Here is a 14,945-nt window from a genome sequence, read left to right as displayed (position 1 = left end):
CATGGGATTATTTGATATTTTCAAGCGTAAATCAAGTGAATCAGAATTACCAAAAGAAGTCGAATCAGAATTACCAAGCGAGACACTTCACTCGGAGACTAGTGATAGTTTAATTTCGTCAGAAACCGTTATTGAATCTGTTTCGGCAGAATCAGTAGTTGAAATTAAAAGTGAAACCCCAATTCAAGAGACCCTAATTTTATCTAATTCTGCTGAATTAATAGCATCTGAAACAGCTACAAGTGAACAAGAATCAAAACCGCAAAGTGTGTCAGCAACATCTGATATCACCAGTGATTATTTGGTTAGTTCACAAGAAGTTGTATCAGAAGTTGCCGTTACAGAACCTGTAGAAGAAGTAAGTAACAAAGAAAATAGTTATGAAAAAGGGCTTGAAAAAACTCGTTCAACTTTTGGAAGTCGGTTAAATGAATTTTTAGCTAATTTTAGAAGTGTTGACGAAGATTTTTTTGAAGAACTAGAAGAAACTTTAATCAAATCAGATGTTGGCTTTGAAATGGCAGTTTCGATTAGTGATCAACTACGAGATGAAGTTAAATTAAAAAATGCAAAAAATAAACAAGCCGTTTCTAACGTAATCATTGAAAAACTCGTTCAAATTTATGACCAACAAGGTGAACACGAAGATAATAGTATTCATTTTGCATCACAAGGGCCAACAGTTATTTTATTTGTTGGAGTAAATGGTGTTGGTAAGACAACGACAATTGGTAAAATGGCAGCTAAATATAAGCAACAAGGTAAACGAGTTTTACTAGCGGCGGCTGATACTTTCCGTGCTGGGGCTACTAAACAGTTACAAGTCTGGGGTGAACGCTCCGGGGTTGAAGTTATTACTGGACCAGATGGTAGTGATCCAGCTTCAGTGGTCTTTGATGCGGTTAATAAAGCCAAACAAGATAATTATGATGTGTTATTCGTTGATACAGCTGGTCGTTTACAAAACAAAGTTAATTTAATGAATGAATTGGAAAAAATGAAACGGATTATTGAACGTGAGATTATTGGTGCACCACAAGAAGTTTTGTTGGTTCTTGATTCAACTACTGGTCAAAATGCACTAACACAAGCAAAAATGTTTAAAGATAGCACTGATGTAACGGGAATTGTGCTAACTAAATTAGATGGAACTGCTCGTGGTGGGATTGTTTTAGCAATTCGAAATGAACTTCATTTACCGGTTAAATTTGTTGGGTTAGGTGAAAAGGTAACTGACTTACAAGAATTTAATGCCAGTGAGTATGTATACGGTCTCTTTAAAGGATTAGTTACTCAAGAAGGATAACCTAATGGAAATTGAAAAAAATGAACAAATTAATTCATTATTTGAATTTTATCAATCACTATTAACTCAAAAGCAAAATGATTATATTCAGCTATACTATGCTGATGATTACTCATTAGGTGAAATTGCTGAAGAATTCGATGTCAGTAGACAGGCAGTATATGATAATATAAAGCGTACCGTAACCGTATTATTAGATTATGAAGAAAAATTACATTTATATGCTGATTTCACGGTGCGGAATAACCAAGTTGATAAAATCAAAACATATATTGATAATAAGTATCCAGATGATAACGACTTGAAGTCACTGATTGAACGACTCGAGAATTTGGAAGAAGAATAGGAGCGCTGATTAATGGCTTTTGAAGGATTAACTGAACGATTACAAAGTGCAATGACGAAATTACGTCGGAAGCCCAAGGTTACTGAAGCTGATTTAAAAGAAACAATGCGTGAAATTCGCCTTGCTTTATTAGAAGCCGATGTCAATTTTGCGGTTGTAAAAGATTTTGTTAAGCAAGTACGTGAACGAGCTGCCGGTACGGATGTTTTAACGGGACTAAATCCAGCTCAACAAATTGTTAAAATTGTTGATGAAGAATTAACAAAAACAATGGGATCTGAAGCGGTTCCCTTAAATAAATCAGAAAAAATACCAACCATCATTATGATGACTGGTCTTCAAGGGGCTGGTAAAACCACTACTGCCGGTAAATTGGCTCTTAAATTAAAAAATGAAGAAAATGCTCGTCCAATGTTCATTGCGGCCGATGTTTATCGTCCAGCGGCCATTGATCAGTTAGAAACGGTCGCTAAATCAATTGATGTTCCAGTATTTCAATTAGGTACAGATGTTGATCCAGTTGAAATCGTCCGCCAAGGTTTAGTGGTGGCAAAAGAAAATCACAATGATTATGTAATCATTGATACGGCTGGTCGTTTACAAATCGATGAAAAATTGATGAACGAGTTAGTTGAAATTCAAACATTGTCACAACCTGATGAAATTTTATTAGTTGTTGACGCAATGACTGGTCAAAACGCAGTTGAGACGGCTGATGGGTTTAACAATCAATTAAATTTAACTGGGGTAGTATTAACCAAGTTAGATGGCGATACCCGTGGTGGGGCTGCTCTATCGATTCGTGCCGTAACTGGCAAACCAATTAAATTTGTTGGTCAAGGTGAAAAAATGACTGATTTGGATGTTTTCCATCCTGATCGAATGTCATCACGAATTTTAGGAATGGGCGATATGCTCACTCTGATTGAAAAAGCCCAACAAGATTTTGATGAAGATCAAGCTCAAAAAACAATGGAAAAAATGCGTGAAAGCACATTTGATTTCAACGATTTTTTGGAGCAAATGCAACAAGTTCAAAATATGGGGCCTATCGAAGATATCATGAAAATGATTCCGGGAATGGCAAATAATCCCGCCTTAAAAAATGTAAATGTTGATCCAAAAGATATGGATCATATTAAGGCAATTGTTTATTCAATGACCCCAGCTGAACGTGAAAATCCTGATTTACTTAATCCTAGTCGTCGCCGTCGGTTAGCTGCCGGTGCTGCTCGACCAATTGTTGAAGTCAATCGAATGATTAAGCAATTTAATGAAATGAAAAAAATGATGAAACAAGTTTCTAGTGGTAATATGGCAGGCATGGAACAAATGATGGGTGGTAATGTTCCTGGTGGTCGATTAGGTAAATTAGCTATGAAACAAATGACTAGAAAAATGAAAAAGAATAAGAAAAAACGTAATAAACGTAAATAATTTTTATCTGTTAAGTAAAAATACTTTACAAACTATTTTTCGCATGGTATATTATTATTTGTTAAAAAACTTCGAGGAGGTGTTCACACATGTCAGTTAAAATCCGTTTGAAACGAATGGGATCAAAGAAGCGTCCATTCTATCGTATTGTTGTTGCCGATTCACGTTCACCACGTGACGGTCGTTTCATCGAAACAGTTGGAACATACAATCCACTAGTTGAACCAGCAGAAGTTAAGCTTGAAAAAGAAGACATTATGCAATGGTTAAACAATGGTGCCCAACCTTCAGATACAGTTCGTAACTTGTTATCTCAGGCTGGAATCATGAAAGAATATCATGAATCTAAAATGATCAAAAAGTAGTCGTTTAATAAACTATCAATAATGAAATTAAGTCACTTTATAAGGGACGTGTTGCTTCTACGATCCGGTCTTTGATTAATAATCAAATCGCGGAAGTTTCGTTTCACTATTAATACTCGTTAAACACAAAACTCCCACACATATCGTGTTGGGAGTTTTTTTGAACCTAATAAGCAATCAATGAGGATAATTAATGAATTATTATAAAATTGGTACCATTGTTAATACACACGGTTTAAAAGGAGAATTAAAAATCCTTTCAGTAACCGATTTCCCAGAATTACGTTATAAAAAAGGTAAGCAACTTTATATCGTCACAAAAGAAAAAAATATCGCGGTAACAATCAAATCAGCTAAAGTTCAAAAAAATATGTATATGGTTGTATTTACTGGACTAGAAGATATTAATCTAGTTGAAAAGTATAAAGGACTTGATTTAGTAGTTAGTGAAGATGAACAACAGGGCTTAGAAAAAGATGAATATTACTATCGTGAAATTATTGGCTTAACCGTTGAAACCATTGAAGGTGAAACTTTAGGAACCATTAAAGAAATCATGTCACCTGGTGCTAATGATGTTTGGGTAGTTAATCGTAAAGGTCAAGATGATCTATTATTACCAGTCATTGACGATGTAATTAAAAAAGTTGATTTAAAAAATCAGAAAGTTACTATCGAATTGATGGAGGGACTATAAAATGCGGATTGATGTCCTAACTTTATTTCCAGAAATGGTTAAAGTTCCATTAAATGAATCAATTATTGGTAAGGCGATTGAAAAAGATTTGTTAGACGTTGAAGTCACTGATTTTAGAGATTATACCGATGATAAACAAAATCATGTAGATGATTATCCTTATGGTGGTGGAGCAGGAATGTTATTACAGGCCCAACCAATTTTATCGGCTTACGAAGATACCGTTGCAAAAACGGCAGATAAATATCCCAAGGGTAAGGTGATTTTAGTTGATCCTGCTGGAAAAACATTTAATCAACAAGTTGCGCAAGAATTAGCGCAAGAAGAGCATTTAACATTTATTTGTGGCCATTATGAAGGCTATGATGAACGGATTCGCAGTATTGTAACTGATGAGATCTCTTTAGGTGATTTTGTGTTAACTGGTGGTGAATTACCAGCAATGGTCATGATTGATGCAACTGCACGACTATTACCAGAAATTTTAGGTAATAAAGAATCAGCACCCAGTGATTCATTTTCAAATGGATTACTTGAATATCCACAATATACTCGACCAGCAGAATATCAGGGGTTAAAGGTTCCAGAAGTTCTTATGAATGGGAACCACAAGTTAATCGCTGAATGGCGAGAAAAGGAATCACTTCGACGGACATATCAACGTCGTCCAGATTTACTTGAAAATATTGAGCTAACAGCACAGCAACGACATTTGCTTGCAGATATTAAAATGGAAGAGTCTGAAGATAATTAATAGTGTTATCATTTAGGATAAATAACATTAAATATATTTACTATTTGGGATAAAGTATGATATTATTATATATGGCTATAAAGTCATAGTAACGATATTCCGCTGCTAAGCTTAACATGAATGTCGATTGAAAAAGGAGAACTAACATGCGTCAAAATACTTTAATTCAAAAGCTTACTGAAGGTCAATTACGTACTGATCTTCCAGAATTCCGTGCCGGAGATACTGTTCGAGTTCATGCTCGTATCGTCGAAGGAACACGCGAACGTATCCAATTATTTGAAGGTGTTGTTATCAAGCGTCATGGTTTTGCTATCAGCGAAACTTATACTGTTCGTAAGATCAGTAGTGGTATTGGTGTGGAACGTACATTCCCACTTCACTCACCACGTGTTGATAAGATCGAAGTAATTCGTCATGGTCGTGTTCGTCGTGCTAAGTTATACTACTTACGTGCACTTCACGGTAAGGCAGCTCGTATCCAAGAACGTCGAGTTTAATTACAAACAAAAAGCAATCCATTATGGATTGCTTTTTTTGTGCAGATTTTAATGATTATTTCCAACGGTCTAGATTCTTTAACTGGAACGGATATCCCCAAATCATTAGTTGCTTAACAAGAATATTTTTATTACTTTGTTTTAAGCCGGTAATCCCACGAGTTTTCATTTCATTAAATGTAATCTTTGGTTCAATAAATTGACCATCACGATAACACATTTCACAGTAGTCATTTGACAAAGTACCATTTACTTCAGTACCTTGATGCCCTTCTAAGGGCATACCACAACTTTGACAAAATTTATTCATAATATTCCCCTGTTAGCAAATCTATAAATTTGCATCTGTTTTAAAGTTTAATAACGACAAGTCAGTTGATTCAGTAATAACTTGCTTAATAAATTCTTGATAACGTGATGATGAATATTGAGCGATTTCAGCTGATTTTTCAGTAAAGTAAGCTCCTTGTTCGTTATTTCGAGTTGGAAGCCCTAGATCAGCTTTTTTTAGCATCTCACGCATCTTAATGTTAATACTAGTTTGTAAATCAGCTAAAGGTTTACTGAATTGATGAAGGTGAGCATCAATTAACACACCTGCCAATTTATAATTCCAATATTCACTGTCCGAATCGTATTGTTGTTTGCCACGTTGATAGCGAATTGGGGTATCTGTAATCCCGGCATAAAAGGGGACATAAACACTTTGAGCGCTGACGCCAAGTGATAACCAATGTAGGTTCGCCGGGATGCGATTCATTTGCAAGATATGAGATTCCTGTGTTTTAGCCAAACTTATAGGTCGGTATTTATGTTTTTCTTTTTCGGATCCAGTTCCAATTGGATCATAGGGTGTTCCTTGAAAGTGAGAACTTAAATAAGTTTGGGCATCTTCAACTGATAATAGACGACTCGGTTTAATGATAAAGGGAAGTTCGCTTGATTCTGGGGATTCATCAGAAACACCATTTGGACTAAATAAGCGATGACCATACCAAACTCGGGGAGTATTGTAGACTGAATCTGATGCGTCATTAGTTCCAAAAATTTTTCTGAAATTAAAACTATTTGGATTAGGGTTAAGATTGTTGTTATCAACAAAATCTTTAATATCTGCATGAAACATGAATTGTTCAGAATCATTGAAGTCAATTTCTTGAATACTTAATTGATTAGCGACAACAGCATAAGAGTCATCTGGAATTCTTTGTGCTACCCAATAGTGTCCGCCAGCCGTTTCTAAATACCAGGCTTCATTATCATCAGCAAATAAAATTCCATTTGATTCATTAGTACCATGTGTCTCAATAATTTCACCGAGTCGTTTAACACCTTCTCGCGCAGAACTAATAAATGGTAAAACTACGGTTACCATGGCTTCTTCAGTAATTCCAGTTGAAACCAGCGGATCGGCGGCAAGAACTCTGACATTTGAATAGGCACTTTCTGTCGCACTCATTGCGACATTAAATTCATTAATTCCGGCTTCTTCAAAAACGCCAAATTTGTCGGTCCATTCTGGTGTTGCAGTATATCTTGCACTAGTGGTAGGTAAATCCATTTCAAAATCATTGTCATTAGATTTAAAATGATTAATAATTTCGTTACGCTGACGGATGACGAAATGTTTGGGCCATGAAGCTTTAGCATCTTCATTACGACCAATCATGATAGTGCCGTCAATACTGGCTTTTTTACCAATTAGAATGCTTGTGCAAGCTGAATATTTTGATTTATTTTCCATAATTTAAACCTTTCAAATAATTAATATAATAATTGTAACTGAAATTTAGATTTTATTTAAGTAAAACACGTTAGGATAATTGGCAAACGTCCAATTTTAAAGTATACTATACCTAATAAATTTTTATAGGAGTGAATCAAATGCCATTAGTACACATTGACTTAGTAGCTGGTCGAACACCAGAACAATTAAAAGGTCTTGTTAAAGACGTTACTGCAGCAATTGCTAAAAATGCGGTTGTTCCAGAAGAACGAGTACACATTGTTTTAAACGAAATGCAACCTGATCATTATAGTGTTGGTGGAGTTTTAAAAAGCGACCAATAAAATAACTAGTTAAAAGGTGGCAGGATGCATGTTAATCCGCTACCTTTTTTCTTTATATTAAACATTGGAGGAATTAGATGAGTACTCAAATTAGTGAACGTCAAGTGAACGAAGCAGGTCATCTCCTAGTTGGTGGTGTAGATACTACACAATTAGCAAAAGAATATGGAACTCCATTATTTGCATATGATACTAGCATTATCCGCCGACAAATTACACATTTTAAAGCAATTTTTGAAAAAGCTAATGTTAAGTATCAAATTAGTTATGCTAGCAAGGCTTTTGCAACACTTGCAATGTATCAACTAATTAATAAAGAAAACATTCATTGTGATGTTGTTTCTGAAGGGGAACTATATACTGCAAAACAAGCGGGATTCCCAATGAATAAAGTTTCATTTCATGGTAATAACAAATCAATTTCAGAATTAACCTTTGCCTTAGATCAAAACATTGGTTGTATCATTATTGATAACTTTTATGAATTATCGTTATTAGATCAATTGACTCAAGACCGAAAACAAAAAGTTGATGTGATGATTCGAGTAACTCCTGGAATCTCAGCACATACGCATGAATATATTTCAACTGGTCAAGAAGATTCAAAGTTTGGTTTTGACTTAAATAGTGGCCAAGCTGATCAAGCGTTGGAGCAAATTTTAGCAGCTCCGTATTTAAATATGTTAGGTGCACATTGCCATATTGGTTCCCAAATTTTTGCTACGGCAGGCTTTGTGGGCGCAGCTGATAAAATGATGCATTTATTAATCGACTGGCAAGCTAAGTTTAATTTTACTGCCAGTGTACTTAATCTTGGTGGTGGGTTTGGAATTCAATATACCGACGATGAAAATCCGTTGGCTCCAGAAACTTTTATTAGTGCTATTATCGAAGAAGTTAAACAACTATCATCTAAGAACAACTTCCCATGTCCTGAAATTTGGATTGAACCTGGTCGTTCAATCGTTGGATCAGCAGCCATATCTTTATATACGGTTGGTTCAAGTAAAAGCATTCCAAATATTCGTGATTATATTGCGGTTGATGGTGGGATGGGTGATAATATCCGTCCTGCATTATACGAAGCTAAATACGAGACGGTATTGGCTAATAAGATGAATGAACCAGCTAATAGTAAAGTATCAGTTGCGGGTAAATATTGTGAATCAGGTGATATGCTTGCATGGGACCAAATGTTAGCCAAACCAACGGCAGGCGATTTACTAGCGGTCCTTGATACCGGTGCCTATGGTTATTCAATGGCTAGTAATTATAATCGTAATCCGCGACCAGCCGTTGTATTTTGTGAAGATGGTAAATCACAACTTGTCGTTAAACGTGAGTCATTAGCAGATATCGTTAAACTTGATATCACATTAAATTAAATTCCAGTTTAAAGGGGTGAATTAATTTGGCAAATCAACAATATGTAATGTCAATTGATCAAGGAACTACTAGTTCACGTGCAATTATTTTTGATAATCAAGGAAATGTTGTCGCTAAAGCACAACGTGAATTTAAACAATACTTTCCAAAGCCTGGGTGGGTAGAACATGATGCTACCGAAATTTGGGAAGGTGTCCAACAAGTCATCGCAGATGTGATGATTCAATCGCAAATTAAGCCGTATAAAATTGCATCAATTGGTATTACTAATCAACGTGAAACAACAGTTATTTGGGATAAAGAAACTGGAGAACCAATTTATAATGCGGTTGTTTGGCAATCTAAGCAGACAAGTGAAATCGCCGATCAATTAATCAGTGAGGGTTATCAAGATTTAATTCATGAAAAAACTGGCTTAATTATTGATTCCTACTTTTCTGCAACCAAAATTAAGTGGATTTTAAATCATGTACCAGGATCTTATGAACGTGCAAAAAAAGGTGAATTATTATTTGGAACCATTGATACATGGCTATTGTGGAATCTTACAGGGCGTAAAGTTCATGCGACCGACGTTACTAATGCTAGTCGAACAATGATGTTTAATATTCATGATTTAAAGTGGGATCATGAAATACTAGATTTATTGGATATTCCATCAGGAATGTTGCCTGAGGTTAAATCGTCTTCTGAAATCTACGGTTATACGGTTGATTATCATTTTTATGGCGTGGAAATTCCAATTAGTGGGATTGCCGGAGATCAACAGGCTGCATTATTTGGACAGGCGGCTTTCGAAAAAGGTAGCGTTAAGAATACCTATGGAACTGGGGCCTTTATTGTCATGAATACCGGGCATGAACCAACACTTTCAGACAATGGACTATTAACCACGATTGCATATAGTCTTGATGGTAAAGTTAATTATGCCCTTGAAGGAAGTATTTTTGTCGCTGGCTCAGCAATTCAATGGCTTAGAGATGGTATGAAAATGGTCGAACATGCCTCAGACTCAGAGAAACAATCTATTGATGCCAAAACAACTAATGGTGTTTATGTAGTCCCAGCATTTACAGGACTTGGGGCACCATATTGGAATCAAGAAGTCCGTGGGGCAATGTTTGGTTTAACTCGTGGAACAACAAAAGATCAAATCGTACGAGCTACCGTTGAGTCAATCGCATTTCAAACCAAAGATGTTATTGATACTATGATTAAAGATACCGGATTAAGTTTAAAAGCATTGACAGTTAACGGTGGTGCATCAAAAAATAATTTCTTAATGCAATTTCAAGCTGATATTTTACAGACTAAAATTAATCGGGCTAAAATTGAAGAAACTACCGCTTTAGGGGTCGCGTTCTTAGCAGGATTAGCAGTTGGTTTTTGGCATGATCAAGATGAATTGAAAAAGCTAAGTACAATTGGTGATAAGTTTGATCCAACTATGGATCATCAACGAGCAGATATAATCTATGCTGGCTGGCAAAATGCAATTAAAGCAGCTCAATTCTTCTCACATAAAGAATAAAAAAAACGTCTGAGTAATTTTTCTCAGACGTTTTGGCTTTATTAAATTAAATATCTAATTTTAAATAATCGTTTAAATAGTGTGCAAGGCCATCATGTTGATTATCAACTTCTGTTTGATCATCAGCTAATGCCGTAATTGAAGGAATCGCATTTTTCATTGCAACACCACGACCGGCATATTTAATCATTTCAGCATCGTTTTCTTCATCACCAAAGGCAATAATATTTGATTGATCAATATTGTATGTCTTAGCAAGATAAGAAACACCCATGGCTTTTTGAATACCTTTAGAAACAACTTCAAGGATATTATGAGGACCACCCCAAACACGGATATCAACGTCAGAACCGTAATTGTCCTGAATATTTTTAATTAAAGTATCTTTTTCACCGGGTTTATATTCAACAGTTAGCGCGGTGGGGTCCGATGTTAAATTATTACTATTTAATACTTCATTTGGATTAAGTTTAGTAGGGAAAAAGTCAGCCATTACATTACTTTGTCGATTAGCCCAAAGATGTAATTTATTTTCAGCAGTCATCGTATCAATTCCAAGCTCGTCTTTATGAGTTAATAGGTCTAAAGCAATTTCACGATTGATATTTTTTTGATATTCTTGGTGCCATTCTTCATGGGGAATATGGGCAAGAGCACCATTGAAGTTAACCATGGGAGATTTTAAACCCAAGCTATCATAATATCGTTGCGAAATACGATAAGGCCGACCGGTTACAATACTGACGATATGACCAGCTTTACTAGCAGCCTTAATTGTTTTAATAGTTGTTGGGGATAATTGTGCATCATTATTGAGTGTAGTACCATCTAAGTCAATGGCAATTAAATGTTGATTCATAGATTAATAACCGTCCTATTTTTAGATTACATTATTAAAATGTATCATAATTACTTAAAATTGACCATCATTGACAGTTTAAAAGTTAATAAATTAATCTAATTGTATATAGCAACTAAATTAATTGTAATATACAATAAGTTATGAAATGGAGATAACATGGAATTACCAATTGGATTTATTGAAAAATATAAAAAGTTACTTGGTCAAGAGGCCGATGGATTCTTTGCCACTTTTAATGAACCTAGTATTAGTGGCTATCGCGTTAATACGATTAAAACCGGTAAACTAACAACTAAAGAATATCTTGAAAATCAGAATAGAATTGATTATTGTGATACCGGATTTTACGGCCAAATTAACGGTAAAACTTTAGATCATATAACTGGCTATATTTATAGTCAGGAACCTTCCGCAATGTACGTTGGGGAAGTAGTTGATCCACAACCAGGAGAAAAAATTCTTGATTTATGTGCTTCACCAGGTGGGAAAAGTACGCATTTAATTAATAAAATGAATAACACTGGAATTTTAGTCAGTAATGAAATATTTAGTAAACGAGCTGCTGTTTTGTCAGAAAACGTAGAACGATGGGGTGCGACTAATACAATTGTAACCAATGAAAGCCCTGATCGACTTGCACCTCATTTTCAAAAGTATTTTGATCGTATTTTAGTTGATGCGCCATGTTCAGGTGAAGGAATGTTTCGAAAAGAACCAGCTGGAATGCAATATTGGAATGAAGATTATTCTAATGAATGTGCAAATCGACAACAAAAAATATTGGCGTCTGCACTTGAAATGCTAAGACCTGGTGGAACATTAGTTTATTCAACTTGTACATTTGCACCTGAAGAAGATGAACAAATTGCTGCTTGGTTACTGTCTGAATATCCAATGCTATCGATGGTTCCCATCAAAAATTATGACGGTATGGATAGTGCAAATCCAGACTGGGGAGACGGTAATCCTGAAATTAAAAATGCTGTACGTTTATTTCCACATCATATTAAAGGTGAAGGCCATTTTGTAGCTAAGTTTGTTTCAAATGAAGTAGAAGAAAATCAAGATAAAAACAAGACACCGAAGTATGATCAAATGGATAAAGCTGAAACAAAATTATTTAATGATTTTATTTTTGAAACTGGATTACAAATACCAGAGGGAACCTTAGTTAAATTTGGTGATAATTTATATGTATTACCAATTGGGTTAAATTCGATTAATAAAATAAAATTTATGCGTCCCGGTTTACATTTGGGTATTTTTAAGAAAAATCGGTTTGAACCGTCACACTCGCTTGCACTGGCAACTAATTCAGAACAAATTAATCATAAAATTATTATTAGTCTTGATCAGTGGAAACATTATATCCATGGTGAAACACTAATGATTGATGAGTTAAAAGATAAGGGATGGTATTTGCTTGTTTGTGAAGGCCATTCAGTTAGTTTTAGTAAACTAGTTGGTAAGACACTTAAAAATTTCTATCCTAAAGGACTTCGAATCTAATAAAAATAGGATTGCCTAATTAGGCAATCCTATTTTTGTCTTTGTGAAACAAAATTATTTAAGTTAGCTGATAAAATATAAGGCATATCAATTAAATCGTTAAATGACTTAGCACCACATAACACAAGTAATTTACGTAATTCATCATCCCAATTAGTTAAAGTTTGGTCTAATTGGTCGTAACCATCTTTAATTAACACATGTAAAAAGAAACCAGCAACACCGACTGCATTAGCGCCAAGAATACCGCATTTGATTACATCTAAAGGATTACTAATACCACCTGATGCCAATAAGTTAATATTAGAATTGTTTGAATTATCTAACAATGATTCAACAGTTGTCTGACCCCAATTAGTTAAGTATGAAAAATCATTTTGATGATTACGCCGATTTTCAATTTCAACAAAATTAGTACCGCCACGACCACTAACATTAATGTTAGTAACACCGATTGCTTGAAGCTGATCAACTGTTTCATGACTAATACCAAAACCAACTTCTTTAACAATTACCGGAATATCAAGCGCATCAATTAATTGTTTAATATTTTCAAGCCAATAAAATTCACGCTCGCCCTCAGGCATGACCAATTCTTGTGTGGTATTAATATGGACTTCTAATGCATTGGCTTGCATAAAATCAATCACAAATTTAGCCTGCTCGACAGTTGCATTAGCGCTGATATTAGCTATTATAATTCCATTTGGATTCTGTTCTCTAACAACTGAGAAACTATCTTCAGTTGATTTATCAGTAAGCATTACACTTGCTGATCCAACCGCCATTGGAAGATGATGCTTAGCTGCTAGTTTGGCAAGTTGAGAATTAATTTTAGTGGCTTGATTACTACCGCCAGTTATTGCTTCGATATAGTAGGGGTGTTCAAATAATAAATTATTATCAATCTTAGTCTTTAAACTTATATCATCGAAACCTAATTCTGGCAAACTATTATGAATAATGCGGATTTCATCAAATGGATTATCTTGATGAGCCGCTGAATAGAACTTTTCTGCTAAAGAAAGATGTTCGTCTTTTCGATGCGATTGAATTGATTCCATTTTGATTACCTCATATGATAACTAGTCAATTTCATGGACTGATAAATTTAAACGTTCAATCTTTGCATTCGTCCATTTTTCAATTAATAAACTTAAATTACTTTTTGCATCAATTGCTACAATTCCACAATCACCGCCACCGGCACCAGATGTTTTAGCAGCGCCGTTAAATTCTTCTGCAATTTCACATAAATTAGTTAATGCTTTAGTTTCAATTGAAACACCAGATAATTTAGACAAAGCATGTAATATTTGTCTATTTTTTCTAATACCATCTTGAATAACATTCAGGTTATTATTTCTAAAACCTAAAATCATTTTTTGAATGCACTCTTGACTAGCTAGTAAAAAGTCTTGATATTCTTGGCTTTCTCTTGCTTTTGCAATTGAAACTTTATCAACTAATTTTGAAGTAGAGGCGGGAGAACCCGTCCAGCCAATTAGTAACATTAAATTGTTAGGTGCTTTTAACTGTTCAATTTCCAAATTAGGCCAATCCATTGCAATTAAATCGATCAAATTAGTTTTTTTACGTTGTTCCATTAACCAGCGACGATCAAAAGAATGGTATGCAATCCATCCACCATAAACTGAAGCGGCAATATCTCCTAAAGAACCATTACCTTGAACTTCAAAATGAGCAATTGCGGATAGCTTAAAAATTATGTCTTGAGTGACATTTAATTGATAAAATTCACATAACGCTTTTACTGTTGCCACAGTGACTGCAGCAGAAGAACCCAAGCCATATTTTTTTCCATCGGAACTATCTAATTGGCTATCAATTTTTAAATGATAGACACTAAGATTAAGCCCAAGTGAACATGCATAATCTTCAGTAATTTTAATTGCTGAAAGAATATAGTGAAACGGATTATCACGATTATCAAAAATCATTTGATTATCTTGGCGACGCCAATAAATTGAATTTTCTGAATATTGAGTTGATAGAATACTACCAACGTCTGAACTTTTTTCTACGGTACAAAAAACAAATTGGTTTAATGCAACGAGAATGGCCGGATATCCAGTTTCAACAACTGCATATTCGCCAGCGATATATAGTTTTCCAGGTGCAGCTGCTTTAATCACTTAACTTTGTTCCTTTCACAATGTAA

General features: G+C 34.8%; 16 protein-coding genes. 11 read left to right on the top strand and 5 right to left on the bottom strand.

What is annotated here, in order from left to right:
* The first annotated feature begins 1 nt into the window (after nt 1).
* From ftsY to rplS, 7 genes are all read left to right on the top strand, one after another.
* Nucleotides 2–1,306, top strand: a complete 1,305-nt coding sequence (gene ftsY, locus FC70_RS08705; protein ID WP_057890608.1) for a signal recognition particle-docking protein FtsY — start codon at nt 2–4, stop codon at nt 1,304–1,306.
* A 4-nt stretch (nt 1,307–1,310) separates the two neighbouring features.
* Nucleotides 1,311–1,652: a putative DNA-binding protein gene (locus FC70_RS09285; RefSeq protein WP_057890607.1), complete on the top strand. Its 342-nt coding sequence runs from the start codon at nt 1,311–1,313 to the stop codon at nt 1,650–1,652.
* Between the two features lie 12 nt (nt 1,653–1,664).
* On the top strand, nt 1,665–3,089 hold the full coding sequence (gene ffh / locus FC70_RS08695) for a signal recognition particle protein (RefSeq protein WP_057890606.1): 1,425 nt from the start codon (nt 1,665–1,667) through the stop codon (nt 3,087–3,089).
* An 89-nt stretch (nt 3,090–3,178) separates the two neighbouring features.
* Nucleotides 3,179–3,454, top strand: coding sequence for a 30S ribosomal protein S16 (rpsP, locus tag FC70_RS08690; protein ID WP_057890605.1), 276 nt, complete (start codon nt 3,179–3,181; stop codon nt 3,452–3,454).
* A gap of 193 nt (nt 3,455–3,647) precedes the next feature.
* Complete coding sequence (rimM, locus tag FC70_RS08685) at nt 3,648–4,151, top strand: ribosome maturation factor RimM (protein WP_057890604.1); 504 nt, start codon at nt 3,648–3,650, stop codon at nt 4,149–4,151.
* Between the two features lies 1 nt (nt 4,152).
* Entirely contained in the window at nt 4,153–4,905 is a 753-nt protein-coding gene (gene trmD / locus FC70_RS08680) for a tRNA (guanosine(37)-N1)-methyltransferase TrmD (RefSeq protein WP_057890603.1), read from the top strand.
* Between the two features lie 146 nt (nt 4,906–5,051).
* A complete protein-coding gene (gene rplS, locus FC70_RS08675) occupies nt 5,052–5,405 on the top strand; it encodes a 50S ribosomal protein L19 (RefSeq protein WP_057890602.1) in 354 nt (117 codons plus the stop codon).
* Between the two features lie 55 nt (nt 5,406–5,460).
* Here the strand turns inward: rplS and FC70_RS08670 are convergent, their stop codons facing one another.
* Nucleotides 5,461–5,715 (bottom strand): zinc ribbon domain-containing protein, encoded by a 255-nt coding sequence (locus tag FC70_RS08670; protein WP_057890601.1) that lies wholly within the window; start codon nt 5,713–5,715, stop codon nt 5,461–5,463.
* A 21-nt stretch (nt 5,716–5,736) separates the two neighbouring features.
* Nucleotides 5,737–7,149: a C69 family dipeptidase gene (locus tag FC70_RS08665; protein WP_057890600.1), complete on the bottom strand. Its 1,413-nt coding sequence runs from the start codon at nt 7,147–7,149 to the stop codon at nt 5,737–5,739.
* Nucleotides 7,150–7,289: 140 nt separating this feature from the next.
* On the opposite strand from FC70_RS08665, the gene FC70_RS08660 reads away from it, so the two are divergent.
* From FC70_RS08660 to glpK, 3 genes are all read left to right on the top strand, one after another.
* Complete coding sequence (locus FC70_RS08660) at nt 7,290–7,475, top strand: 2-hydroxymuconate tautomerase (RefSeq protein WP_057890599.1); 186 nt, start codon at nt 7,290–7,292, stop codon at nt 7,473–7,475.
* Nucleotides 7,476–7,552: 77 nt separating this feature from the next.
* On the top strand, nt 7,553–8,860 hold the full coding sequence (gene lysA / locus FC70_RS08655; RefSeq protein WP_057890598.1) for a diaminopimelate decarboxylase: 1,308 nt from the start codon (nt 7,553–7,555) through the stop codon (nt 8,858–8,860).
* A 26-nt stretch (nt 8,861–8,886) separates the two neighbouring features.
* On the top strand, nt 8,887–10,392 hold the full coding sequence (glpK, locus tag FC70_RS08650) for a glycerol kinase GlpK (protein WP_057890597.1): 1,506 nt from the start codon (nt 8,887–8,889) through the stop codon (nt 10,390–10,392).
* 46 nt (nt 10,393–10,438) lie between these two features.
* On the opposite strand, the gene FC70_RS08645 is transcribed toward glpK, so the two are convergent.
* Nucleotides 10,439–11,251, bottom strand: coding sequence for a Cof-type HAD-IIB family hydrolase (locus tag FC70_RS08645; protein WP_057890596.1), 813 nt, complete (start codon nt 11,249–11,251; stop codon nt 10,439–10,441).
* A gap of 159 nt (nt 11,252–11,410) precedes the next feature.
* Between FC70_RS08645 and FC70_RS08640 the strand changes: the two genes are divergently transcribed.
* On the top strand, nt 11,411–12,763 hold the full coding sequence (locus tag FC70_RS08640; protein WP_057890595.1) for an RsmF rRNA methyltransferase first C-terminal domain-containing protein: 1,353 nt from the start codon (nt 11,411–11,413) through the stop codon (nt 12,761–12,763).
* 29 nt (nt 12,764–12,792) lie between these two features.
* Here the strand turns inward: FC70_RS08640 and fni are convergent, their stop codons facing one another.
* Nucleotides 12,793–13,827: a type 2 isopentenyl-diphosphate Delta-isomerase gene (gene fni, locus FC70_RS08635; protein WP_057890594.1), complete on the bottom strand. Its 1,035-nt coding sequence runs from the start codon at nt 13,825–13,827 to the stop codon at nt 12,793–12,795.
* A 21-nt stretch (nt 13,828–13,848) separates the two neighbouring features.
* Nucleotides 13,849–14,919, bottom strand: a complete 1,071-nt coding sequence (locus FC70_RS08630; RefSeq protein ID WP_057890593.1) for a phosphomevalonate kinase — start codon at nt 14,917–14,919, stop codon at nt 13,849–13,851.
* Between the last annotated feature and the right edge of the window lie 26 nt (nt 14,920–14,945).

Source organism: Paucilactobacillus oligofermentans DSM 15707 = LMG 22743, from assembly GCF_001434315.1.
GTDB classification, from domain to species: Bacteria; Bacillota; Bacilli; order Lactobacillales; family Lactobacillaceae; genus Paucilactobacillus; species Paucilactobacillus oligofermentans.
Note: the sequence above shows the minus strand (reverse complement) of the source record. Positions and strands in the feature narration are given on the sequence as shown.

What these genes read in the sequence shown, in the direction of transcription:
- ftsY (WP_057890608.1), top strand. Translation starts at nt 2, where the DNA reads ATGGGATTATTTGATATTTTCAAGCGTAAATCAAGTGAATCAGAATTA.
- FC70_RS09285 (WP_057890607.1), top strand. Translation starts at nt 1,311, where the DNA reads ATGGAAATTGAAAAAAATGAACAAATTAATTCATTATTTGAATTTTAT.
- ffh (WP_057890606.1), top strand. Translation starts at nt 1,665, where the DNA reads ATGGCTTTTGAAGGATTAACTGAACGATTACAAAGTGCAATGACGAAA.
- rpsP (WP_057890605.1), top strand. Translation starts at nt 3,179, where the DNA reads ATGTCAGTTAAAATCCGTTTGAAACGAATGGGATCAAAGAAGCGTCCA.
- rimM (WP_057890604.1), top strand. Translation starts at nt 3,648, where the DNA reads ATGAATTATTATAAAATTGGTACCATTGTTAATACACACGGTTTAAAA.
- trmD (WP_057890603.1), top strand. Translation starts at nt 4,153, where the DNA reads ATGCGGATTGATGTCCTAACTTTATTTCCAGAAATGGTTAAAGTTCCA.
- rplS (WP_057890602.1), top strand. Translation starts at nt 5,052, where the DNA reads ATGCGTCAAAATACTTTAATTCAAAAGCTTACTGAAGGTCAATTACGT.
- FC70_RS08670 (WP_057890601.1), bottom strand. Translation starts at nt 5,715, where the DNA reads ATGAATAAATTTTGTCAAAGTTGTGGTATGCCCTTAGAAGGGCATCAA.
- FC70_RS08665 (WP_057890600.1), bottom strand. Translation starts at nt 7,149, where the DNA reads ATGGAAAATAAATCAAAATATTCAGCTTGCACAAGCATTCTAATTGGT.
- FC70_RS08660 (WP_057890599.1), top strand. Translation starts at nt 7,290, where the DNA reads ATGCCATTAGTACACATTGACTTAGTAGCTGGTCGAACACCAGAACAA.
- lysA (WP_057890598.1), top strand. Translation starts at nt 7,553, where the DNA reads ATGAGTACTCAAATTAGTGAACGTCAAGTGAACGAAGCAGGTCATCTC.
- FC70_RS08645 (WP_057890596.1), bottom strand. Translation starts at nt 11,251, where the DNA reads ATGAATCAACATTTAATTGCCATTGACTTAGATGGTACTACACTCAAT.
- FC70_RS08640 (WP_057890595.1), top strand. Translation starts at nt 11,411, where the DNA reads ATGGAATTACCAATTGGATTTATTGAAAAATATAAAAAGTTACTTGGT.
- fni (WP_057890594.1), bottom strand. Translation starts at nt 13,827, where the DNA reads ATGGAATCAATTCAATCGCATCGAAAAGACGAACATCTTTCTTTAGCA.